Origin of the sequence: Nonomuraea sp. NBC_00507, assembly GCF_036013525.1 — a bacterium.
Taxonomy (GTDB): Bacteria; Actinomycetota; Actinomycetes; order Streptosporangiales; family Streptosporangiaceae; genus Nonomuraea.
Genome location: NZ_CP107853.1, coordinates 3,725,229 through 3,747,768, shown reverse-complemented (window position 1 = coordinate 3,747,768; position 22,540 = coordinate 3,725,229). Strand labels below are relative to the sequence as shown.

The window sequence follows — 22,540 nt, the reverse complement described above, 5'->3', positions numbered from 1 at the left end:
AAGATTGACAAGATGTTCCCCGGTCCAGCAAACGGTTTTCCCGCGCGGCCTGGCCTGAGCATCCGAAACGCCGCCAGGGCACGTCGCCCCCATGGCTGTCCCGTGCGCACCTCCAGGGCTCGTCGCCCCCGAGGCTGTCCCGTCCACCCCTCCAGGGCACGTCGCCCCCGCGACTGCCCCGTCCACAACTCCACCGAAGGGCGCCCGCGGTCAGACGGCACGGAAGGCCCGCCACGTGTACGCCAGCGCGACCAACGCCGTCACCGTCAGCAAGACGTACCCGATCGTGTACGCCCCTGCGGCGCTGTAGACGACGCCCATCACGAGCGGCGGAAAGTACCCGCCGAGCCCTCCGGCCGCGCCGACGAGACCGGTCACCGTGCCCACCTTGGAGGCCTCGACGACCTTGGCCACCAACGCGAACACACCGCCCGTCCCAAGCCCCAGGAAGAAGGCCATGAGTACGAAGCTCACCCCGGCAGGCACCTCGAGCGGCGGCCGCCACGCCAAGACGAGCGCCATGACCGCGATCCCGGCGAACGCGATCAGCAATACCCGCACGGCCCCGATCCGGTCGGAGACGGTGCCGCCCAGCGGCCTGGACAGCACGGCCGCGATCGAGAACCCGGCCGAACGCAGTCCGGCATCGGTCTGAACGAACTGGTAAACGTTCGCCAGCAACGTCGGCAGGTACGTGGAGAACGCCACGAACCCGCCGAACGCGACCGCGTACAGGAACGCGCACTGCCAGGTCGCCTTGATGCGCAGCGCCTCCCGGGCGGCCGGCCCGGAGGCGGTGGCGGGCGACCAGCGGGGCGAGTCGCGGCTGCCGCCCAGCATGATCACGCCGGTCAGCGCCAGCAGCGCCGCCATCAGCACATGGGCAGCTCCGCGCCCGAAGGCCTCCACCAGGCGCGGCGTGCAGAACGCCGACAGCGCGGCCCCGCCCATGCCCGCCCCGAACACGCCGGTCGCGAAGCCCCGGCGGGCGGGCTCGTACCAGGCGTTCACGAAGGGGATGCCGATCGCGAACGACGTGCCGGGAATGCCGAGCAGAAACCCCCAGAACAGCAGCCACCCGTACGAGTCCGACCACCCGACGGACAGCACGGGCACGATCGAGACGAAACAGACCGCGGCGAACATGCGCCGCCCGCCGAGCCGGTCGGCCAGCATCCCCACTGGGATCCGCCCCAGAGCACCGACCAGCACCGGGATCGCGACCAGCAACGACGTCTGCGTCGGCGACAATCCGAGTCGCCTGCTGTAGCTCCCCGCCAGTGGCCCGATCAGGTTCCACGCCCAGAACGTGATCGCGAACGCCATCGTGGCCAGCGCCAGGTTCCGCACCTGACCTTTACGAAGCTCAGACATATACCCTGTGTAACAGAGGACTACGTTCTGTGATGAAGTGGGGGTATGAGCGCGGAGGACGTCCTACTGAAGATGGGCCGGTTCCTACGCAGGTCGGCCACGAGCCCTGACCTGCGGGCCATCCACCTGACGGGCGGCGTCGAGGGCGACGCCTTCTACCGGGACCGATGGAGCCACGACAAGGTGGTCCGCTCCACGCACGGCGTGAACTGCACGGGATCGTGCTCGTGGAAGGTCTACGTCAAGGACGGCATCATCACGTGGGAGGCCCAGCAGACCGACTACCCGAGCGTGGGCCCCGACCGCCCCGAGTATGAGCCGCGCGGCTGCCCGCGCGGGGCCGCCTTCTCCTGGTACACCTACTCGCCGACGCGGATCCGCTACCCGTACGCCCGGCGCGTCCTGCTCGAGATGTACGCCGATGCTCGGCAACGCCTCGGCGACCCGGTGGCCGCATGGGCCGAAATCACGACAAATCCGGAAAAGCGGGAAAAGTACCAAAAAGCCCGCGGCCGGGGCGGCCTCGTCCGCGTCAGCTGGGACCTGGCCACCGAGATGATCGCCGCCGCCCACGTCCACACCATCAAGGCCTACGGCCCGGACCGCATCGCCGGCTTCTCCCCCATCCCCGCCATGTCGATGGTCTCCCACGCGATCGGCTCCAGGTTCGTGTCCCTGATCGGCGGCACCATGTTGTCCTTCTACGACTGGTACGCCGACCTGCCGGTGGCCTCCCCCCAGGTGTTCGGCGACCAGACCGACGTGCCGGAGTCCGCGGACTGGTGGGACGCCGCGTACCTGATGATGTGGGGCGCGAACGTCCCCGTCACCCGCACCCCCGACACCCACTGGATGGCCGAGGCCCGCTACCGCGGCCAGAAGGTCGTGGTCGTGAGCCCCGACTACAACGACGCCGCCACCTTCGCCGACGAGTTCCTGAGCGTGCGTCCGGGCACGGACGGCGCGCTGGCCATGGCCATGGGGCACGTCCTGCTCAAGGAGTTCTTCGTCGACCGCGAGACGCCGTTCTTCACCGACTACATCAAGCGGTTCACCGATCTGCCCTTCCTCGTGCGGTTGGAGGAGCACGAGGGCGCCTGGCTGCCCGGCAAGTTCCTCACGGCGCGGGACCTGGGCTCGGACGAGGAGGCGGCCGAGTGGAAGACCGTCTTCATGTCGCGGGACGGCGTGCCGGTGGTGCCGAACGGCTCGATCGGCTTCCGCTGGACGGAGTCGGGCAAGGGCCGCTGGAACCTGAACCTCGACACGGACCCCGAGCTCACCCTCCTCGGGCGCGGGCAGAGCAAGGAGGTGCTGCTGCCCCGCTTCGACGGCGGCGCCGCGACCCACCGGGGCGTGCCGGTGGTGAAGGTCGGAGACCATCTCGTCACCACGGTGTTCGACCTGCTGCTCGCCCAGTACGGCGTCCAGCGGGAGGGGCTGCCCGGCGATTGGCCGACCGGCTACGAGGACGCCGCGCAGCCGTACACGCCGGCCTGGCAGGAGCCGATCACGGGCGTCCCGGCCGAGCGCGCCACCAAGATCGCCAGGGAGTTCGCCAGGACGGCGGAGGTGTCCAAGGGCCGCTGCATGATCATCCTGGGGGCGGGCACCACGCAGTGGTTCCACGGCGACACGATCTACCGGGCGTTCCTGTCGCTGCTCCTGCTGACCGGCTGCCAGGGCCGCAACGGCGGCGGCTGGGCGCACTACGTGGGCCAGGAGAAATGCCGCCCGCAGACCGGATGGGCACTGCTGGCGAGCGCCACGGACTGGTCCCGGCCGCCCCGGCAGACCCCGGGCACGCCGTTCTGGTATCTGCACACCGACCAGTGGCGCTACGACCGCTTCGACGCCGGCGAGCTGACCTCGCCTCTGGCCCGCGGCGCCTTCCGCGGCAAGCACACCGCCGACCTCATCACGGAGGCCGTGCGCAACGGCTGGATGCCGATGTCCCCGATGTTCGACCGCAACCCGCTGGACCTCGGCGACGCGGACGACCCCATCGCTCACACCCGCGACGAGCTGCGGGCCGGCCGGCTCGGGTACGCCGTCGAGCACCCGGACGACCCACGCAACTGGCCGCGCGTACTCACCCTCTGGCGCTCCAACCTCCTCGGCTCCTCGGCCAAGGGCGATGAGTACTTCCTGCACCACCTCCTGGGCGCGACATCCAACCTGGAGCACCCCGACGAGGAGGCGGCGACGGGCAAGCTGGATCTCCTCCTCACCCTCGACTTCCGGATGACGTCCTCGACGGTCTTCTCCGACATCGTGCTCCCGGCCGCCACCTGGTACGAGAAGCACGACCTGTCCTCCACGGACATGCATCCGTTCGTGCACGCGTTCAACCCGGCGATCACCCCTCCCTGGCAGACGAAGACGGATTTCACCGCCTTCCACCTCATCGCCCGCGCCTTCAGCGACCTCGCCAGAGAGCACCTGGGCGTGCGCCGCGACGTGGTCGCGACCGCGCACCAGCACGACACCCCAGGCGAGCTGGCCCGGGACGCCGGCCCTGACCTCAAGCTCGTCGAGCGCGACTACGGCGCGATCGCCGAGAAACTGGGCGCGCTCGGCCCGCTGACGGAGAAGCTCGGCCTCCCGGTCAAGGGCGTGACCTTCCTGCCCGACGAGGAGGTGGCCTGGCTGGGCCAGCGCTGCGGCCTCGTCCCGCGCGGCGTGGCCAAGGGCAGGCCGGAGCTGGACACCGACTCCAAGGCCTGCGAGGCCATCCTCGCCCTGTCGGGCGTCAGCAACGGCCGCCTGGCCGTCCAGGGTTTCCGCCAGCTCGCCGCACGGACCGGCACCGACCTCGACGGCCTCGCCCACGAGGGTCACCGCATCGTCTTCGCCGACACCCAGGCCAGGCCGGTGCACGTCGCCGCCAGCCCCGAATGGTCCGGCAAGGAGGCGCACAACCGCCGCTACTCCCCCTTCACGATCAACGTCGAGAACGGCAAACCCTGGCACACCCTCACCGGCCGCATGCATTTCTTCCTCGACCACGACTGGATGCACGAGTACGGCGAGGCCCTGCCGATCTTCCGCCCCCCGCTGGACCTGGCCGCGCTGCTGGGCGAGACCGGCACGCTGCGGTACTTGACCCCGCACAGCAAGTGGTCGATCCACTCCGAGTATCAGGACAACCTGCTCATGTTGTCGCTCTCCCGCGGCGGCCCCACGATCTGGATGTCCGTCGAGGACGCCGCCAGGATCGGGGTGGCCGACAACGACTGGATCGAGGCGGTCAACCGCAACGGCGTGGTCGTGGCGCGGGCGATCGTCTCCCACCGCATGCCGGTCGGCACGGTCTATATGCACCACGCCCAGGACCGCCTGATCGACGTGCCGAAGTCGGAGGCCACCGGCCGTCGCGGCGGCATCCACAACGCTCTGACGAGGGTCCTCATCAAGCCGACGCACATGATCGGCGGTTACGCCCAGCTCTCGTACGGCTTCAACTACCTCGGCCCCACCGGCAACCAGCGCGACGAGCTGACCACCATTCGTCGCAGATCCCAGGAGGTACGTTACTGATGCGGATCATGGCCCAGATCGCCATGGTGATGAACCTGGACAAATGCATCGGGTGCCACACCTGCTCGGTCACGTGCAAACAGACCTGGACCAACCGGCCCGGCGTCGAGTACGTCTGGTGGCAGAACGTCGAGACCCGCCCCGGCCAGGGCTACCCCAGACGGTACGAGGACCAGGACCGCTGGCACGGCGGCTGGACCCTCGACCGGAAGGGCAAACTCCAGCTCCGGGCGGGCGGCCGCCTGCGCAAGCTGCTCACCATCTTCGCCAACCCGATCATGCCGTCCATCCAGGACTACTACGAGCCCTGGACCTACGACTACGAGAACCTCACGAACGCGCCCCTCTCCGAGGACATCCCCGTCGCGCCGCCCAGGTCGCTGATCAGCGGCGAGCCCACAAAGATCCGCTGGAGCGCCAACTGGGACGACAGCCTCGGCGGCGACCCCACGCCCGACCCGGTGCTGGAGCAGGTGTCGGAGCAGGTCAAGCTGTCGTTCGAAGAAGCGTTCATGTTCTACCTGCCGCGCATCTGCGAGCACTGCCTCAACCCGTCGTGCGTGGCCTCCTGCCCGTCGGGGGCGCTGTACAAGCGCGAGGAGGACGGCATCGTGCTGGTGGACCAGGACCGCTGCCGCGGCTGGCGCATGTGCGTGACCGGCTGCCCGTACAAGAAGATGTACTTCAACCACAAGACCGGCAAGGCCGAGAAGTGCACGTTCTGCTATCCGCGGGTCGAGGTCGGCCTGCCGACCGTCTGCTCGGAGACGTGTGTCGGCCGCCTCCGCTACATCGGGGTCCTGCTGTACGACGCCGACCGGGTCTCGGCGGCCGCCTCGGTCCCCGACGAACGCGACCTGTACGAGGCCCAGCTGGACATCTTCGTCGACCCCGACGACCCGGCCGTCGCCGACGCCGGCCTGCCTCCCGACTGGGTGGAAGCCGCGCGCAGATCGCCCGTCTACCAGCTGATCAAGAAATACCGGATCGCGCTCCCCCTGCACCCGGAGTACCGGACCCTCCCCATGGTCTGGTACGTCCCGCCGCTCTCCCCCGTCGTGGACGCGCTCGCCGGCACCGGCCACGACGGCGAGGACGCGGTCAACCTGTTCGCCGCCATCGAGGCGCTGCGCATCCCCGTCGGCTACCTGGCCGAGCTGTTCACCGCGGGCGACCCGGCGCCGGTGACCGCCGCGCTGCGCCGCCTGGCCGCGATGCGCTCGTACATGCGGGCGGTCAACCTGGGCGTGCCGCAGCCGGTTCCGCCCGACGCGGGCCTGGAGGAGGACGAGCTGAACGCCATGTACCGGCTGCTGGCGCTCGCCAAGTACGACGAGCGTTATGTGATCCCGACCGCGTACGGCAACCCGCCGGGGATCTGGGAGGAAGGCGCGTGCAGCCTGGACTACGACGGCGGGCCCGGCATGCAGCCCCCGTTCGGCGAGACGTCGGGCCATCCCGTGCCGGTCTCGATCGAGAGCTTCCACGGCCTGAAGGAGCGCCAGACCAGCGACGAGATCACCCACGACCGGGTGAACCTCCTCAACTGGGACGGCCGGGGCACTCCGGCCGGGCTGTTCCCGCCGCGGAGGAAGAAGACATGACCGGGCGCGTGCTCTGGCAGGCCGCCGCTCATCTGCTGGCCTACCCCGACGAACGGTTCTGGCGACGTCTGCCGCTGATCAGGGAGGCGGCCGAGCCGTACTTCGCCGAGTTCCTCGGCCGGGCCGCCGAGCTGGGTCCCGGCGAGCTGGCCGCGCACTACGTGGAGACGTTCGACCTGAACCGGCGCTGCTGCCTCTACCTGACCTACTACACCGACGGCGACACCCGCCGCCGGGGCGAGTCGCTGGCCGCGCTGAAACGCCGCTACCGCGCCGCGGGATGGGAGCTGATGGAGGACGAGCTGCCGGACTTCCTGCCGGTCGTGCTGGAGTTCGCCGCGCTCGACCCCTCCGGGCCCGCGCTGCTCGCCGAGCATCGTGTGGGGCTGGAGCTGCTGCTGGCCTCCCTGGCGGCACGCGAGTCGCCGTACGCGCACGTGATCGGCGCCGTGTGCGCCGCGCTCCCGCCGCTCACCGCCGCCCAGCGGGCCGCGGCGAGCCGGCTGGCCACGGGCGGGCCGCCTGCCGAGACCGTGGGGAGGCACGCATGAGCTGGGGCGAGAGCGTGATGTGGATCGTCCTGCCGTACGTCACGATCGTGATCTTCGTCGGCGGGCTGCTCTGGCGCTACCGGTACGACAAGTTCGGCTGGACCACGCGCTCCTCCCAGCTCTACGAGAGCCGGCTGCTGCGGGTGGCCAGCCCGCTGTTCCACTACGCGCTGCTCTTCGTGATCATCGGCCACATCACCGGGCTGCTCATCCCGGCGAGCTGGACCAACGCCATCGGCGTGAGCAACCACGCCTACCACGTGAACGCGCTCACCTGGGGCGGGATCGCCGGCCTTGCCACGCTCGTGGCGGTGGGCCTGCTGATCTACCGCCGCCGCACCACCGGTCCCGTGTTCCTGGCGACCACGGCCAACGACAAGACCATGTACGCCGTGCTGACGGCGGCGATCTTCTCGGGAGTGGTGACGACCGTGGCGGGGTTCGTGCCCAGCGAGGTGAGTTATCGGACCACGGTCGGACCCTGGTTCCGCGGTGTGCTCATCTTCCAGCCCGACGTGACGGCGATGGGACAGGCGAGCGGCCTTTACAAGGTGCACACATTGATCGGGATGGCGCTGATCGTACTTTTCCCGTTCAGCCGCTTGGTGCATGCGCTTTCCGCCCCGTTGGGCTATTTGTTCCGTCCTTACATCGTGTATCGGAGGCGGCCGAGGTAACGCGCCACGGGTCCCAGGAGGGGTTTCCGTGCGCCAGAATCGACCCTTGTGAAGCACGGGTACACCAACAGCACAGTCGGCGACGGCGCCCTGGTCGTGAAGTGCTACCAGGGTCCGGAGGCGGCTTTCAGGCTGCGTACGGAGAGCAGATACCTGCGCCGGCTGCGCGGCCGCCTCCCGGTCCCGCGCCTTCACCAGGTCACCGAGACGAGCCTCACCACCCGCTTCGTCTCCGGCGCTCACGGCCAGGACCTCCTGGATGAGGGCCGCGCGGTGGAGGTCCTCACGGAGTGCGGCCGGATCTTGGGCGGCATCCATCGGCTGGGCATCGTGCACGGCGACTTCGGCCCGCAGAACATGTTGTTCGACCCGGCCACGTTCGAGACGACCGCCATCCTGGACTGGGAGTGGGCCCACCCCGGGCGGCCGGTCGAGGACCTCGCGTGGTGCGAGTGGATCATCCGCAGCCACCACCCCGAGCACGTGCCGCTGCTCCCGCACTTCTTCGCCGCCTACGACGGGTCCGTCCCGGGATGGCCGGAGCGGCAGGCGGCCATGGTGGCCCGCTGCCGCGACCTGCTCGACTTCTGCGCCCGGTGGGAGCCGGGCGGGGACGCCGAGAAGCTCTGGCGCCGCCGCCTCGACACCACGGCTTCCTGGACTGAGTAGCAGCTGCGTTTCTGTCGGTCGCCTTTGCTTGACTCGGGGCATGGCTCAGCATGTGATCCTTGTCCTCGGCGCGACCGGCTCCACCGGCCGGCGGGTGACCGGCCTGCTGCGTGCCTCCGGCCACGCCGTGCGGGCGGCGTCCAGGAGCGGCGAGACCACCTTCGACTGGTCCGAGCCGAGCACCTGGGAGCCCACGGTGGCCGGCGCTTCCGCCGTCTACCTCATGGCGCCCGACGGCATCCCGGTCGATCCGCGGTTCATGTCCCTGGCCGTCGAGCGGGGCGTCCGGCGCATCGTGCTGCTGTCCAGCACGGCCATCGAGCCCATGGGCGACGAGCGCCTGATGTCCGCCGAGCGCACCGTCCGCGACTCGGGTGCCGAGTGGACGATCCTGCGGCCGAGCTGGTTCAACCAGAACTTCGACGAAGGATTCTTCCAGCCCGCGATCATGGCGTCAGGCGAGGTGGTGGTGCCGCTGGGAGATGTCCGGCAGGCGTTCGTCGACGCCGGCGACATCGCGGCCGTCGCCGCCGCGGCCCTCACGAAGGACGGCCACGCGGGGCGGACCTACGAGCTCACCGGCCCGCGCTCGCTGACCTTCGGGGAAGCGGTGGAGATCATCGCCCGGGCGGCCGGCCGAGAGATCCACTACCGGGGAAAAGACGAGGACTACCTGACGGCGACGGGCTTCTCGGAGCAGGCGATGGCCGAGCTCAAGGCATTCGCCGCACTCCGCGACCTCGGCGACCAGCCGGTCTCGGAAGCAGTGCGCCAGGTCACGGGCCGCCCGCCCAAACCCTTCGAGACCTACGCTACGGAGGCCGCCGCCCAGGGCGCCTGGCATCCCTAGAGTTCCCTGATCAGGCCCACCGCCGCGTCGATCAGCCCCACCTCCCGTGCGGAGAGCGCCTCATCCGCGGCTCGCCTGATCTTGGCCCGATCGAGCCCGTCACCGTAGTCCATCGCGGCGCCGAGCTCATCGAGTAACGCGAGGAGCATCTCGCGCGCCGGCACCGCGAGCTCGCTCTCCTCGTCCACCACGACCTGTGCGACGATCACCGCCGACATGGCGCAGTCCACCCCGGGCGGCCCCTCCATGCTGTTGGGCCAGTCGATCACGAAGGGGCCGGCCCGCGTCAGCATCACGTTGTCCGGATGCAGATCCATGTGGAGCACCCGATCGCGTGGATCGTCGGAGATCCGGGCCGGGATCGCGTGCAACCGCCGCAGCAGCTGCGCCGTGACCCGGCCCGCCTCCGCGGGCGAGATCTCCCCGTCGGCCAGCGCCCGCAACATCGTCGGCCCCGACAGCCGCCGCATCACCAGATCGTGGGCGCGCCCATCACCGGAACGGGGATAGACATCCGGCACCGGAAACCCGTGCCGCGCCACGTGCGCCATGACGGCCGCCTCCCGCCGGACGTCGATCGGGGCACGGTATCGGCGCAGCACCCGGTCGCCGTCGATCGCGTACACGTCCGCACTGCGCCCCGAGCCCAGCAGCTCGCCGATCACCATACGCTCAACCTACCGATGGATCCGGCTACCCCTTGATGCAGATGAGCTGCCGCAAGTGGGCCACGACCTCCACCAGGTCGGTCTGGGCGGCCATCACGGACTCCAGATCCTTGTACGCCACCGGAATCTCGTCGATCACTCCCGGGTCCTTGCGGCACTCCACGCCCAGCGTCTGCTCCTGCAGGTCCTTGACCGTGAACGTCTTCTTGGCCTTGGTCCTGCTCATCTTCCGTCCGGCCCCGTGCGAGGCCGAGTTGAACGCCAGACTGTTGCCCAGGCCCTTGACGATGTAGGTGCCGGTGGCCATCGAGCCGGGGATGATCCCCAGCTCACCGGAGCCGGCCCGGATGGCGCCCTTCCTCGTGACGAGGACGTCCACGCCGTCATACCGCTCCTCCGCCACGTAGTTGTGGTGCTACAAATTGTAACCAGGTATGCGGTTCTAGTGAGGGGCGGGCGCATGGATCTCATCTCGGTGGTGAGCTACGAGCGCGCCAGCGTGGACAAGGCGAAGGACGAGCACACTGCAGAAGACCAGCTCAAGGTCAATCTCAGTACGGGTGGCGGGGGTCGCCACGGCCTACACAGGACCGCCATGCCGATCCTCTGTCGTCAAAGAGGTCGGGCCAGGACCGCGTCCAACCCTTTGCCGACCGAATCCTCCTCTCCACCGACGCCAGACATTCACGTAGTTGTACCGTTACTGTGTGTTGACCTCCTATCCAGAGATCTGGGATCGGATCTACAAGCTGGCGCGTGAGCGAGACTTGCGGGTCGATTGGGGCGAGACGACGCCACTGGTTCGCCTACTCTTGCTCTACGACCACCATCAGGTTGTGGTGGCTCGTACGGTTGTGCCGGTGAGGGGCATCAGCGTTCGGGCCCTGGACGACCTGCAGGCGGATCTTGAGCATGTCTTCGGGAAGGACTGGTTGCAGTGACCTCTTCCGTTCACCGTCTGACGTTCCAAGTGACCCGGGAACACGCCCTCGATCTTGACGCCGATGTCTGGTACGCCGCCCCCGTTGGCCTCCCCATGCGCTCCGGCGTGTCCGCCGAGACGCTTGGGGAGCTGCGAGTGGCGGTCGAGTCGGTCAAACACTTCGTCCTGGGCGTCTCCCAGGACACGGCAGTCACCGTCGAGTATGTCTACGATCTTCCCGGTATACCGGCCGAGGTGTGGCAGGCGCACCGAGAGTTGCTAACCCGACTACACGAGGCCGGATTGTCGGAGGACGACCAGGCCGAACTACTGCTGTCAGCGTGAATCCCTGCTCCTGCGTTACGACGATCAGGGATGCTGGTAAGCGCTGAGCCGGACCGCCTTTGACGGCCCCGCCCTCAACCGGGACGAGCACGCGGGGTGACGTGCGAGGTGGCTCTCCCACGTACACCATGACCGCCGCCTCCCGCCGCGCATCGAGGGGACCGTGTCCGCTGTCGAGGAGACCGACCGGGTCGAGGAGGTGTTCTGCGCCGTGGTGGACGGCACCCACGCCTTCGCGCTGGAGGACAACATCCTTACGTCGAATTGTCATCATAACTTCACTCAGCAGGAGACCCACTACGGCAATTCCCTGTGGATCACCCGCAAGGGCGCCATCAAGGCCGACAAAGGCGACGAAGGCGTGATCCCGGGCTCGATGGGCACACGCTCGTACATCGTGCGCGGCCGGGGAAACCCGGAGTCGTACAACTCTTGTTCCCACGGTGCGGGACGCCCTATGTCACGCACGAAGGCAAAGCGTGAGCTGTCAGCTACCTCCTTGACCGAGGCGATGAGCGGCCGAACCTGGAATATAGATCGCGCCGCCGCCCTGGTGGATGAACACCCTGAGGCATACAAGCCGATCGATCAGGTAATGGCCGATCAGAAGGACTTGGTCGAGGTCCAGCACACCTTGCGCCAGATCTTCAACTACAAGGGATGATGTCCGAGAACGGGAATGTCTCGCCAGTGCCAGCAAAGTAATGCTGGGCACGAGGCATCCCCTAGATCTGGGTGTGCGCGGAGCCCTATCTTGGACGCTCTGACGGAACAGCCACCGAACTGGAAATATCCCCCGCTTCGGCATGCCTTCGCTTTGAAGGGCAATCCCCTACTCCCCATTCGAGACACGATCGTCACGATAGAACCATTGATCACTTTGTGCTCATTGAGACTATACTTCTCGAATGTCCCCTAGATTCGCTATACCACTTCTACTGGTCCTCGGTCTCTTCGCTGGCTGTGGGGTAGCCCGAGAGAGCGGCCCGTACGGCGTCGTATCCTCGAAGTCGGCGGCCGCGGCGGCGGAGACCATCCAAGGACGTTGGTGGACGTGGGCGGCCTCCGAGGACGAGAGCACGAACCCTGTGACGGACACGACCGGGGAGTTCTGCGACCGGAATCAGCCAGATGATGTGTGGTTTCTCGCGGGGACCTTTGGCGGTACCGTGCAGCGGACATGCAGAGTCCCCGCGGGACGGCAGGTGGTCTTCCCCCTGGTGAATCAGGTTGGCCCCGAGGCACAATGCAGGGAGTTCATGGCCACGGCGAAAGGCAAGGCCACCCTTGACGGCAAGGTGGTCACGCCGGAACGGATGAAAGACGACAACGTCGCCGTGACGGGTGTAACGGGCAATCCTCTGACCGGCGAAGAAGGAACGACTACATCCTATGCTTGCGGTATCTGGGTACGCCTCCAACCGCTGAAGCCCGGCCGTCATACACTCATCATCCGCGGGTCCTCTGGCGGCTTCCGCACAGGCGTTGACTACACGCTCATCGTCGGGACCGACCAGCAAGCATGAGCGCATTCTCATAGTTCGGCGAGCACCCGGTGCCACCTCAACTCCCGAGCCTTCTACGAGCGCAAACGTGCCGAAGACAAGCTCCACGCCCAGGCCGTGCTGGCCCTGGCCAGGCGACGGGTCAACGTGCTGTGGGCACTCATCCGCGACCGGCGCTGCTACGAGGCAATCCCGCCACGTCCTCAAGCGGCATAGCGGTTCACCTTGCGTCGGCGTACGGGTTCCTGTGCAGAGCCGGCTACGACCGACCAGATGACGCCCTTGTTCTGCTGCCGGGCCGCGGGCAGGTGCCGGCTGCTATCAGCCACGGGCCTGCCAGGTACACAGGCAGGCACGGTTGCCTTCGGGGTCGGCGAGCACCCAGAAGCTCGGCGCCTCCACGTCGCTGACCAGCGTGCCGCCGGCGGCGAGCGCCGCGTCTATACGTGGCTGAACCTGCGCGGGATCCACCCACACGTCCAGATGCCAGCGCTGGCGGGGTTCCTCCCCGCCGGACGTCTGAAACCACACGGTCGGCAGAACATCGGCTGGGTCGCGGAGTTCGTCGCCGATGTCGGGGCCGGACAGATGCTCCATCGCCAGCACCGCGGCCCAGAACGGCAGAATCGACTCTCCGGCCGGGGTGTCGAGGGCGAGCTCGAGCCGGGAGACGTTCGAGGACTCCAACTGCACCCCGGCGTCGGCCGCGATGGAGGAGATGATGCGGGCCAACCGGATATCACGGCCTGTGACCGCGCGCTCATCGTGGCTGGTCAACCGAACGTCTACGTGGGTGTAGCGCAGGTTGAGGTCGGGATGATGGTTCATCCCCTCGGCTGCCGCGCCGATGGCGTTGACGACGGAGAGCCCGGTCGCGAAGTTCTTGGTGTGGATACGGGTCTGCAGGCCGCCGAGCAGGTATGCCCACCCGTCCAGCCCTTCGTCTGCGATCTGCTGCCCGGTCAGCTTGCTCATACGACATCCTTGCATGTCAGGCACCCGACGACGAGCCAGTCATGGATCTACACGTTTGCCCGTTCTCAGCTCCGCTCCCGAAGGAGTACGCCGACACCTTGACAACTCCATTGAGAATCGTGTCGGCCTCAGCTCTGTCGCTGCCAATTATCAACTGAATGACGCGACGAGGCTTGCTCGATCGGCGGCTGAACGAAGCAGGCGTTGAGCCTGCCGCTACATCAGGCGCGGGACTCGCTGAACCATCGCCCAGCCGAGGGCAGGAGGAGCAGGACGATGACGGCCCAAGAGAGTATCTGATAGCCGAACACCGCATTCCAAGTCACAGTGGAGAAGCGGGCCAAGTCGAGGATACTGGCGCCGATAACCAGCAGGTGCACGGCGATGATTGCCCACCGTAAGTACATTCGGCGGCTCGACCATCGGCTCAACAGCCATCCGAAAAGGGCGATGCTTCCTGCGGCATAAATGAGGGCAGGCAGGATGCCCCAATCGAAGGTGGAGAAGAAGCCAGCCAGCGTGAATGCCAGGCCCACCAGGCCGAAAGCCACTTCGAGCGTGATGATGAACTGAGCCGCTTTGAGAGTGCCGGGCATCGGGGGTGCCTTGACGCTGTTCGTCACAACCCCATTCTGATGGACAGAGCTAATCAAGCGACAGAGTGCACTCCGCCCACTCGGCCGTCTTCATCCCGAAGACCTTCACGGGATCGACCGTGTTTGTGGTGGTGGAACCCGACCGGCACCGCCTGCTCCAGCTTCCCCCGCAGGTAGGCCAGGTTGTCCGGCAGCTACGAAACCTTGTAGGACGTCTTGACGGCCGTCATCCCGCAGCCGATGTCCACGCCCACCGCGGCCGGCGACACGGCGTCCCGCATCGCGATGACCGACCCCACCGTCGCGCCCTTGCCGTGGTGAACGTCGGGCATGACGGCGACCCCGTGCACCCACGGCAACCGAATAGCGCGAGTTGTCGACCCCCCAAGCAGTGAGGCCGACAGTGAATTCTTCATGATCCACAATGAAGATCTCCCGAGATGGTAGAAATGGGTCGAAAGTGTGTCCTGATGGTAGGGGCGATGGATGATCCGGGTTCTGCTCGCCGAGGACATGCACATGGTCCGAGGGGCACTGGTCGCACTGCTCGAGCTCGAACCCGACATCAAGGTCGTCGCGGAGGCGGCGACCGGCGACGAGATCGTGCCCATGGCGCTGGAACACGCGCCGGACGTGGCGGTGATCGACGTCGAGCTGCCCCACATCGACGGGCTCACCGCCACGGCCGAGCTGCGCAGGCGGTTGCCGCGATGCCGGGTGCTGATCGTGACGAGCTTCGGCCGCCCGGGAAGCGTCCGCAAGGCCTTCGCCGCCCAGGCCTCCGGATTCGTGGTCAAGGACGCCCCGCCGGATCAGCTTGCCGATGCGATCAGGAGGGTCGCGGCAGGTGAGCGGGTGATCGATCCCCAGCTCGCCGTGGCCGCGCTGGAGGTGGTCGAGAGCCCGCTCAAGCCGCGTGAGCTGGCGGTGCTCGGGAGGTTCTCTGACGGCGAGGACGTGGAGCAGATCGCCGAGGCGCTGTTCCTGTCCGCGGGCACCGTACGCAACTACCTCACCGGGATCGTTGCCAAGCTGCACGCCCGCAACCGGCTGCACGCCGTCCGGATCGCCCAGGAGGCCGGTTGGCTCTGAGCCCAGCCCGCCTGGTCACCGTGTTCATCTGCGTGACGTGCCTGATACGGGTGAGCTTCCACCTCGGCGAGGCCTCGGCCGGGCCGTTGACCGTGGCGAGCATCATCGGGGTCGCCACCCTCCAGCTGCCGATCTCGCTGCCGGGCCGACGGCGCCTGTCCGCCGTGCTCTTCCCGGTGCAGGCCGTACTGAACTACCTGCCCTTGCTGGCCGAGGCCGACAGTTGGCGGGCGGGCGGGTCGGGATTCGTCGCCGCCTCGGCTCTCCTCGTGGTGCACGGTCCCTCCGCCTGGCTGATCTTCGGGCTGATCGCGGTCGCCGAGGGCGCCATAGCGTCCGCGCTGGTCCTCGCTCCCGTGTACGTCTATTACGCAGTCGTCGCCCCCCTCACTGTCGGCCTGATGCTGTACGGCCTCAGCCGGCTCGCCGACCTGCTGGACCGGGTCCAGCGGGAGCGGTCCGAGCTGGCCGCCAGGGCCGGCGAGGTCGAACGGCTACGGCTGTGGGGGCACGTACACCGCCTGGTCGTGAGCAGCGTGTCCGCCGTCGAACGGCTGGCGCGGCGCGCTCGGGGCCAAGGCGACATGGAGGCGGCGCAAATAGCGATCTCCCGGGCCGTCACCGTCGCGCGGGAGGCGCTGGAGCAGGTACGGTCCCTGCCGCCCGCCGAAGCGGCGATCCCGGTCCCGCCTCGCGATGACGACACGCGGATCCTACGACTGGCCACGCCGATCCTTGTCGTCACGCACGTCCTGTTCATCGGGCAGTCGCTGTTCAACTTCGCCGCCGACGAGACGCTCGATCCCGGTTCTGGGGACGTCGGCTACTTGGCCCTGCTGCCCGTGACCTTCGGCCTGCAGTTCTGGCACCTGGCCGCCCTGCGCACGCGCACCCGGCCCAGGGGCCTGGCCTGGACCATGACCGCTCAGGCGCTCACCATCTACGCACCGCTCGTGCAAGGCGAAGCGTCCGGGCTCCTCGTATCGGGGTTCTTCGCCGGTGTGGTCCTGCTCTACGTGCAGGCGCCGGTGTCGTGGCCGCTGTGCGTGGTGATCTGCGGTCTCCCCGCCGTCGAGGCCTGGCACGCCTGGGGCCCGATCGCTTCCGCCTACCGATCCTTCAGTACCCTGTCCACCGCCCTGGCGGTCTACGGCCTGACCCGGCTGGTCGCTCTCGTCACCGAGCTCAAGCAGACCAGGGCCGAGCTCGTCGAGGTGGCAGCCCTGCGCGAACGGCTGAAGGTGGGCAGGGACGTACACGACCTGCTCGGCCGCGGGCTCACCACGATTGTCCTGCACGGGGAGCTCACGCTGCGGCTGCTGGAGGCGGACCCGAGCCGGGCGATGGGGCAACTCGAGCGGGTGACGCAGGCGGCGCGGGCCGCGCTCGCCGACACCGCCCGGCTGAGCACACCGGACCGGCGCCTGTCGCTGGCCAACGAGGTCGACTCCGCCAGAGTGGTGCTGGAGTCGGCGGGAGCGGGCGTGCGGATCGATGTCGCTCCCGTGCCCTGGCCGGTCGAGCCCGTGCTCGCGGTGGTGCTGCGCGAGGCGGTCACCAACGTGCTGAGGCACAGCACGCCGGGCGAGTGCCTGATCGAGATCGTCGTCGAGGACGGCCGCGTACGGCTGCGGGTGGCCAACGACGGAGCCGCCCCCGACTCCGACGAGCCCGGCACGGGGCTGCGAAGCCTGCGTGCCCGCCTGGCGGCGATCGGCGGCGAGCTCACCACCACCCGGATCGGTGACCGCTTCGAGCTCCTCGCCCGTGCACCAGTCGATCATGAGGATCTCACACCTACGAGGTGAATCCGGCGACTGTGCCGGGGAGCGCCCGGTACCTCACAGTGGATCCGCCACACTGACACGAAAGATCAACCGGGGACCATGAATCGTCGACAGTTCCTAGCGGCCGCCGCGCTCTCCGGCCTCGCCTCCGCCTGCGGCTCCGGCGCCGCAGGCGCCCGTGCTCCGCGCGATCCGGCCGCCTTCCGCACCGAGCTGCGCGTGCCCCCGCTGCTCGAGCCCGAGGTGGACAAGGACGGGACGCGGAGATACGCACTGACGATGCAGCGGGGCCGCAGCGAGATCCTGGCCGGAAAGCCGGTCGAGACCTGGGGGTTCAACGGCCCGCACCTAGGGCCGACGATCCGGGCGGCACGCGGCGACAGGGTCCAGATGGCGGTCACCAACCGGCTGGACGAGGCGAGCACCGTGCACTGGCACGGAATGCGGCTGCCCGCGAAGATGGACGGCGGGCCGCACCAGATGATCGAACCGGGCGCTACGTGGAGTCCGCACTGGACCATCGACCAGCCAGCCGCCACGTCCTGGTATCACCCGCACCCACATGGCAAGACCGCCACGCAGGTCTACCGCGGCCTCGCCGGCATGTTCATCATCGACGACCGGACCACAGCCGCGCTCCCCGCCACGTACGGGATCGACGACGTCCCCCTCATCCTTCAGGACAAGAGCCTCGCCGAGGACGGCTCACCGACGGGTGACCCGTTGAAAGGCACTTTCGGCATCCTGGGCGACCACATCCTGGTCAACGGCACGTACGCCCCTTTCGTCAACGTCCGCACCGAGCGGGTGCGCTTTCGGGTCCTCAACGGATCTAACGCCCGGATGTACCACCTCACGTTCGCCGACGGCCGCGCGTTCCACGTCGTCGGCAACGACGCCGGCCTGCTGCCGGCGCCGGTCCAGGTCGACCAGGTCTCCCTCACCCCGGGCGAGCGCGTGGAGGTCGTCGTGACCTTCGTCGCCGGCGAGCAGGTATTCCTGCGCACGGTCTCGGGGTCCGACGACATCGACGAGGGAGACTTCGACCTTCTGAAGATCGTCGCGGCGCCGCGGCTCGCCGCCTCCCCTCGCCTGCCGGCCCGCCTGGCCACCCCCACTCCGATCGTGGTCCCCCGGAACGCCAAGGTCCGCCGGTTCCGGCTCAACGGCCACGACGCCATCAACGGCAAGGAAATGGACCTGTCGCGAATCGACGAGGTGGTCCCCGCCGGCGCCACGGAAATCTGGGAGATCGAGAACACGGTCTACGCCCACAACTTCCACATCCACGAGGTGGCATTTCAGGTGCTCGCCGTGGACGGGGAGAAACCTCCCGCGTACGCGAGCGGCCACAAGGACACCGTCTACGTGCCGCCGAAGAGCACGGTACGGCTCGCCGTCCAGTTCGGCCGGTTCACCGATCCGGCGACGCCGTACATGTACCACTGCCACATCCTGCGGCACGAGGACTCCGGCATGATGGGGCAGTTCGTGGTCGTGGAGCCGGGCACTGAGAACCAAGTGCCCCGCACGATAACCGCCCACCACATGTAGCGCCGCCGGCGGCAGGTCAGCTGCCGTATTGCCGGGTCTCGGCCGGCTCCACCAGCAGCACGTGCGCGGGCTCGTCCGCGACCGGCCGGTGCCGCAGTCCCTTGGGCACGACGAAGACGTCGCCCGCCACCATGGTGACCGGGTCGCGACCCTCGATCTCGATCCTGAACGTGCCGTCCCAGCACAGGAACAGCTCGTCCTCGTCGTGATCGTGCCAGGGGAACTCGCCGTGCAGCTGGGCCACCCGCACCACGGCGTCGTTCGCGCGGGCCAGCTCCCGCTGCTGGAAGGGGCCCGGGAGCGTACGGATGACCTGCGGAATCGACACCGCGGCAGGCGATTCGATCTTCATGACGTTCCTCCTCGAAAGTCCAGGACTCCATCGAACCGTCCGCCGTCGGCCCCTTCCCAGAGCCAATAGCCCTAAATTGGACCGTTTCTCGAACCAATCAGCCACGAGTCGGCCGGCTGGGCCCTGCCGTCACGGCTTGTCGTCGGTCCAGCCGGCCTCCAGCACCGCAGTGGAGCTGAACACCTCCCCGGGCTCGAACTCCGCCTGCAACCCACCGGGCTTCACCACGACGTTCTCGTTGGCGAGGGCCCGGCCCGTCGACTCGTCGAAGATCAGCCGGTTCTCCAGGACGGCGCCGCTCTTGATGCGCTCCTCGATCGAGACCGCGGTGCCCTGGCGGCCTTGGGCGTCGGTGACGTTCTCGATGACCTTGACGGTGTCGAGTTCAGCCAGCATGCGGAACGCCGCACCCCGTACCTGCGGCGTCACCGGCATGTCCGTGATCAGGCCCGCGCTCACCTTGAACAGCCAGACGTCGGAGGCCATCGGCGTGCTCGAGGACTCCGTGTCATGCCCCTCGTACGAGTGCAGCAGCCACTTCTTGAGGTCGTCCGGGTCGCTCGGCAGCCCGCGCAAATCCTTCATGGTCACGTTCCGGCCCAGCCAGAACACCTTGTCCCCGTCCACCAGCGGGCTGTGACTGGTGCGCACCTTGCCCGACGCCGTCCCCGTCTCCAGGACCAGCGAACCGCCCTTGCCCGGCACCGCCACCTCGACCTTCTCCGGCGACCCGGCCGCCTCCCACGCCTTTCTGTCCTCCTCGGTGGCCGGTCGCGTCCCGAGCATCTGGCTACGGCTCCACTGCTCGCCACCGGTTGCGCTGGGCGTCCACATCTCGTCCCGGCTCTCCGTCTCCATGTCGTAGCCGCCCTTCGCCACGGTGGACAACGTCCGGCTCACCGACACGGTGTGCCAGTAGTCGCCGATGCTCTCGGTCTGCCGGTCGGCCTTCGCGGCGGCGGCCAGCAGCACGTCCCGCGCCGACAACGTGACGCGCGGCGCGGCGGTCCCGTCCGGACTCGCCGTCGAGCCGCTGCCATCCGGGTCCGCCGTCGAGCCGGTGCCGTCCGGGGCATCCGTGGCGGTGGCGATCCGGCCGCCGCCGTCCGGCGCCCGCGGGGTCGGCGCCGCCCCGTTCCCCGCCATCACCACGACCACCGCAGTAGCGGCCGCCGCCGCCCCGGCCAGCCCCAGTCCCCAGACCGGCCGCACGACCTTGCGCCGCCGCCGCGCCTGCCTCGGCCGGGACATGGCGTAGGACAGCTCGGCGGCCCTGGTGCGCTCGTCCACCGGGCCGTCACCGAGATGAGCAGGCCTGGCGGCCCTGAGTTCGTCGATGGGATTCATGACAACTCCTCGTTGTAGCTCCGGACGTGAGGCAGGGACGGGTGCGTCTGGGGGCGAGCGCGCAGGTGGACCGCGGCCGACTCCACGGCCTCGTTCATCGCCTGCTTGAGCCGTTTGCGAGCCCGATGCAACCGGACCCGGAACGCCGCGAACGAGCACCCGACGACCCGGGCGGCCTCCTTCGGCGACAGCCCGTGCCAGGCGACCAGGAGGAGAATCTCCCGATCGTCCTCCGGCAAGGCGGCCAGCGCCCGCAACACCCCGATCCGCTCGGTCACCTGCTCGGCAACGTCACCCTCGGTCCAGGCCCGCAACTCGGCGGCCAGCGCCTCCCTGCGCGCCTCCGCCCGTACGTTGTCGCGCAGGATGTTCCTGGCCACGCCGAGCAACCACGGCAGAGCAGGCTCCGGCACGTCGTCGAGCCGCCGCCAGGCGATCGCGAACGTCTCGCTCAACACCTCGTCCGCGACCTGCCGCCCCGCGCGACTGACCACGTAGGCCCACACACGTTGTCGGCATTCGTCGTACATGCCGGTGAACCGGTCCGCATCATCCGCCACCGCCCAGCCCCTTCGTTCCGGATGCGTTCTTCTGACACCAGGAAGTGGTCCGAACCCCCTCGTTGTTACACCGCTTCTCCATTCATCGAGCGCCAGGAACGACCACAGGATCACCGGCATCGACGAGGGCGGGCAAGCCGACCAGCAGAACATCCCCTCTGCGCCGTGCCGTACTGACCAGGTCCGGCTGGAAACCCTCCATCGAGAACAGGGCCAGGACCGCCGACCCGGTGTCATGCCCGTGCTCGGCCAGCAACTCTTTAAGCCTGTCGAGACGGTCGAGATCGGCCGCACTCCGCCGGGTCACCGGTGCCTTCGCCTCTCCGATGAGCCGGATCTCCGCCCTTCCGGCCCGCTTGTCCAGTGCCACGACGTCGATCTCGTTCTTGGCCTGTCCCTTCCGGTCGTTGACGACGGTTCCCGTCACAACGCTGGCGTGTCCTCGCAGAGCCGGGTCTGCCTGCCCACGGAGCCACGCTCTGGCACAGCTCTCGAAGTGAGGTCCCAGAACGCGAGCGACGAATGTAGGTCGCGACCGCCGCCATGCCTCCGTAGACTGCCCCGTCTCCACGAGGTCGCGCTGCGGCACAGTGATCAGATTGTGGAAACGCACGATGGGATCAGCCACCGTGATCACTGGCCGCCTTTCCCACAGCGGATCGGTGTCGTACGACAGGTACCCCGCGCTCACCAGAGCTTCAATGGGCCGGGTCAACGACGAGCGCGGCTGCTCCAGCAATCCGCCGATCTTCGCCGGACTGGTGGCGCCGTTCGCGACCGCATTGATGATCGCGTAGTGCAAGGCACTCCCTGTGAACTTGGGATCCTCCCGCAACAGGTACTCCGCTTCGCTACCGGAGAAGAGCGCCTGCCGGGGGTCCAGCACGGTGGCGGGGGCCCAGTCGTCCAACTCATCGGTCGACTGGGGAGGGTCCACGTTGGCAAGATTGCGATAACCCGGGGCTCCGCCGAGGATGGCATGCACCCGCAGAGCGGCCCCCGGGTCGCCGATCCCCCAGTGTCTTGCCGTGGTGGCCAGGTCGAAGGGGTGGAGACAAAGATCGATCGCCGCCCGCCCACGCAGCGCCTTCGTACCGGAAAGCAGATTGTTCATCACCGACATGGCCGAGCCACAGACGATCACTCGTCCACCCGTCACACCCTGTCCGGCCTGAGACTGGTCGTACAACAACTGGAGCAGACCAGGCAGTTCCGGGGAATGCGCCATCCAGTAAGGCAACTCGTCAATAACGAACACTCCTGCGCGGCGGCGGGCCGTCAGCTCGATCGCGGTGGACAGGAGAGCTTCCCAGCTCGCATCTGCTATCAACTCTGGGCCGATACCCGCATAGCGTGCTATCTCCGCGGCCAATCGGCGCCGCGCCGCGACAACGCTCTCCTCCGCCACAGCCGAGACGTAGAGGCCGTCGGTGGCCTCGGCAAGCGCACGAAGCAGAAAACTTTTCCCGACCCGGCGCCGCCCCGACACGACGCCCAGCCGGAGACGGGGATCCGGATGCCGTACAAACTGCGCCAGGGCCGCCCACTCGGCATCACGAGACAGCACTCGCG

General features: G+C 68.2%; 21 protein-coding genes and 2 pseudogenes. 13 read left to right on the top strand and 10 right to left on the bottom strand.

Going from position 1 to position 22,540, the window contains the following annotated elements; translation table 11 throughout:
• Positions 1 to 210 precede the first annotated feature (210 nt).
• A complete protein-coding gene (locus OHA25_RS18820; RefSeq protein ID WP_327588856.1) occupies positions 211 to 1,374 on the bottom strand; it encodes an MFS transporter in 1,164 nt (387 codons plus the stop codon).
• Positions 1,375 to 1,419: 45 nt separating this feature from the next.
• Here OHA25_RS18820 and OHA25_RS18815 point away from each other — a divergent pair, with 45 nt between their 5' ends.
• Genes OHA25_RS18815 through OHA25_RS18790 form a run of 6 tightly spaced genes read left to right on the top strand, consistent with a single transcriptional unit; the run spans position 1,420 to position 9,265 of the window.
• Complete coding sequence (locus OHA25_RS18815; protein ID WP_327588855.1) at positions 1,420 to 4,914, top strand: nitrate reductase subunit alpha; 3,495 nt, start codon at positions 1,420 to 1,422, stop codon at positions 4,912 to 4,914.
• Complete coding sequence (gene narH / locus OHA25_RS18810) at positions 4,914 to 6,518, top strand: nitrate reductase subunit beta (protein WP_327588854.1); 1,605 nt, start codon at positions 4,914 to 4,916, stop codon at positions 6,516 to 6,518. The genes OHA25_RS18815 and narH overlap by 1 nt, the downstream gene beginning before the upstream one ends.
• Positions 6,515 to 7,069 (top strand): nitrate reductase molybdenum cofactor assembly chaperone, encoded by a 555-nt coding sequence (narJ, locus tag OHA25_RS18805; protein ID WP_327588853.1) that lies wholly within the window; start codon positions 6,515 to 6,517, stop codon positions 7,067 to 7,069. The genes narH and narJ overlap by 4 nt, the downstream gene beginning before the upstream one ends.
• Complete coding sequence (gene narI, locus OHA25_RS18800; RefSeq protein WP_327588852.1) at positions 7,066 to 7,746, top strand: respiratory nitrate reductase subunit gamma; 681 nt, start codon at positions 7,066 to 7,068, stop codon at positions 7,744 to 7,746. Before narJ ends, narI begins: the two co-directional genes overlap by 4 nt.
• 48 nt (positions 7,747 to 7,794) lie before the next feature.
• Positions 7,795 to 8,415 (top strand): phosphotransferase, encoded by a 621-nt coding sequence (locus tag OHA25_RS18795; protein WP_327588851.1) that lies wholly within the window; start codon positions 7,795 to 7,797, stop codon positions 8,413 to 8,415.
• 40 nt (positions 8,416 to 8,455) lie between these two features.
• A complete protein-coding gene (locus OHA25_RS18790; RefSeq protein ID WP_327588850.1) occupies positions 8,456 to 9,265 on the top strand; it encodes an SDR family oxidoreductase in 810 nt (269 codons plus the stop codon).
• Here OHA25_RS18790 and OHA25_RS18785 read toward each other — a convergent pair.
• Entirely contained in the window at positions 9,262 to 9,933 is a 672-nt protein-coding gene (locus tag OHA25_RS18785; protein ID WP_327588849.1) for a phosphotransferase, read from the bottom strand. The two genes, OHA25_RS18790 and OHA25_RS18785, sit on opposite strands and share 4 nt — an antisense overlap.
• Before the next feature lie 25 nt (positions 9,934 to 9,958).
• A pseudogene (locus tag OHA25_RS18780) lies at positions 9,959 to 10,348 on the bottom strand (RtcB family protein); the annotation flags it as partial.
• A gap of 292 nt (positions 10,349 to 10,640) precedes the next feature.
• On the opposite strand from OHA25_RS18780, the gene OHA25_RS18775 reads away from it, so the two are divergent.
• From OHA25_RS18775 to OHA25_RS18760, 4 genes are all read left to right on the top strand, one after another.
• Complete coding sequence (locus OHA25_RS18775; protein WP_327588848.1) at positions 10,641 to 10,874, top strand: hypothetical protein; 234 nt, start codon at positions 10,641 to 10,643, stop codon at positions 10,872 to 10,874.
• Positions 10,871 to 11,200 carry a hypothetical protein gene (locus tag OHA25_RS18770; protein ID WP_327588847.1) on the top strand — a complete coding sequence of 110 codons (330 nt, stop codon included), beginning with the start codon at positions 10,871 to 10,873 and terminating at the stop codon, positions 11,198 to 11,200. The genes OHA25_RS18775 and OHA25_RS18770 overlap by 4 nt, the downstream gene beginning before the upstream one ends.
• A 163-nt stretch (positions 11,201 to 11,363) precedes the next feature.
• Entirely contained in the window at positions 11,364 to 11,864 is a 501-nt protein-coding gene (locus OHA25_RS18765) for an RtcB family protein (RefSeq protein ID WP_327588846.1), read from the top strand.
• Between the two features lie 595 nt (positions 11,865 to 12,459).
• On the top strand, positions 12,460 to 12,726 hold the full coding sequence (locus tag OHA25_RS18760) for a hypothetical protein (RefSeq protein ID WP_327588845.1): 267 nt from the start codon (positions 12,460 to 12,462) through the stop codon (positions 12,724 to 12,726).
• A 300-nt stretch (positions 12,727 to 13,026) separates the two neighbouring features.
• Here OHA25_RS18760 and OHA25_RS18750 read toward each other — a convergent pair whose 3' ends face one another.
• The 3 genes and pseudogenes from OHA25_RS18750 to OHA25_RS18740 form a co-directional block, all read right to left on the bottom strand.
• Positions 13,027 to 13,680, bottom strand: a complete 654-nt coding sequence (locus tag OHA25_RS18750; protein WP_327588844.1) for a 4a-hydroxytetrahydrobiopterin dehydratase — start codon at positions 13,678 to 13,680, stop codon at positions 13,027 to 13,029.
• 221 nt (positions 13,681 to 13,901) lie between these two features.
• The gene (locus OHA25_RS18745; protein WP_327588843.1) at positions 13,902 to 14,303 is read right to left on the bottom strand and encodes a hypothetical protein; all 402 of its coding nucleotides are present in this window, start codon (positions 14,301 to 14,303) and stop codon (positions 13,902 to 13,904) included.
• 49 nt (positions 14,304 to 14,352) lie between these two features.
• Positions 14,353 to 14,638 (bottom strand): annotated as a pseudogene (locus OHA25_RS18740) (RtcB family protein); the annotation flags it as partial.
• A 124-nt stretch (positions 14,639 to 14,762) separates the two neighbouring features.
• Here OHA25_RS18740 and OHA25_RS18735 point away from each other — a divergent pair.
• The 3 genes from OHA25_RS18735 (at position 14,763) to OHA25_RS18725 (ending at position 18,709) form a co-directional block, all read left to right on the top strand.
• Entirely contained in the window at positions 14,763 to 15,368 is a 606-nt protein-coding gene (locus tag OHA25_RS18735; RefSeq protein WP_327588842.1) for a response regulator transcription factor, read from the top strand.
• Positions 15,359 to 17,176, top strand: coding sequence for a sensor histidine kinase (locus OHA25_RS18730; protein ID WP_327588841.1), 1,818 nt, complete (start codon positions 15,359 to 15,361; stop codon positions 17,174 to 17,176). The genes OHA25_RS18735 and OHA25_RS18730 overlap by 10 nt, the downstream gene beginning before the upstream one ends.
• Before the next feature lie 78 nt (positions 17,177 to 17,254).
• Entirely contained in the window at positions 17,255 to 18,709 is a 1,455-nt protein-coding gene (locus OHA25_RS18725) for a multicopper oxidase family protein (RefSeq protein ID WP_327588840.1), read from the top strand.
• Positions 18,710 to 18,725: 16 nt separating this feature from the next.
• Here OHA25_RS18725 and OHA25_RS18720 read toward each other — a convergent pair whose 3' ends face one another.
• The 4 genes from OHA25_RS18720 to OHA25_RS18705 form a co-directional block, all read right to left on the bottom strand.
• On the bottom strand, positions 18,726 to 19,061 hold the full coding sequence (locus OHA25_RS18720) for a cupin domain-containing protein (protein WP_327588839.1): 336 nt from the start codon (positions 19,059 to 19,061) through the stop codon (positions 18,726 to 18,728).
• A gap of 129 nt (positions 19,062 to 19,190) precedes the next feature.
• Positions 19,191 to 20,408, bottom strand: a complete 1,218-nt coding sequence (locus OHA25_RS18715) for a CU044_5270 family protein (RefSeq protein ID WP_327588838.1) — start codon at positions 20,406 to 20,408, stop codon at positions 19,191 to 19,193.
• Entirely contained in the window at positions 20,405 to 20,968 is a 564-nt protein-coding gene (locus OHA25_RS18710; RefSeq protein ID WP_327588837.1) for an RNA polymerase sigma factor, read from the bottom strand. The genes OHA25_RS18715 and OHA25_RS18710 overlap by 4 nt, the downstream gene beginning before the upstream one ends.
• A gap of 82 nt (positions 20,969 to 21,050) precedes the next feature.
• On the bottom strand, positions 21,051 to 22,535 hold the full coding sequence (locus tag OHA25_RS18705; protein WP_327588836.1) for an AAA family ATPase: 1,485 nt from the start codon (positions 22,533 to 22,535) through the stop codon (positions 21,051 to 21,053).
• Positions 22,536 to 22,540 lie beyond the last annotated feature (5 nt).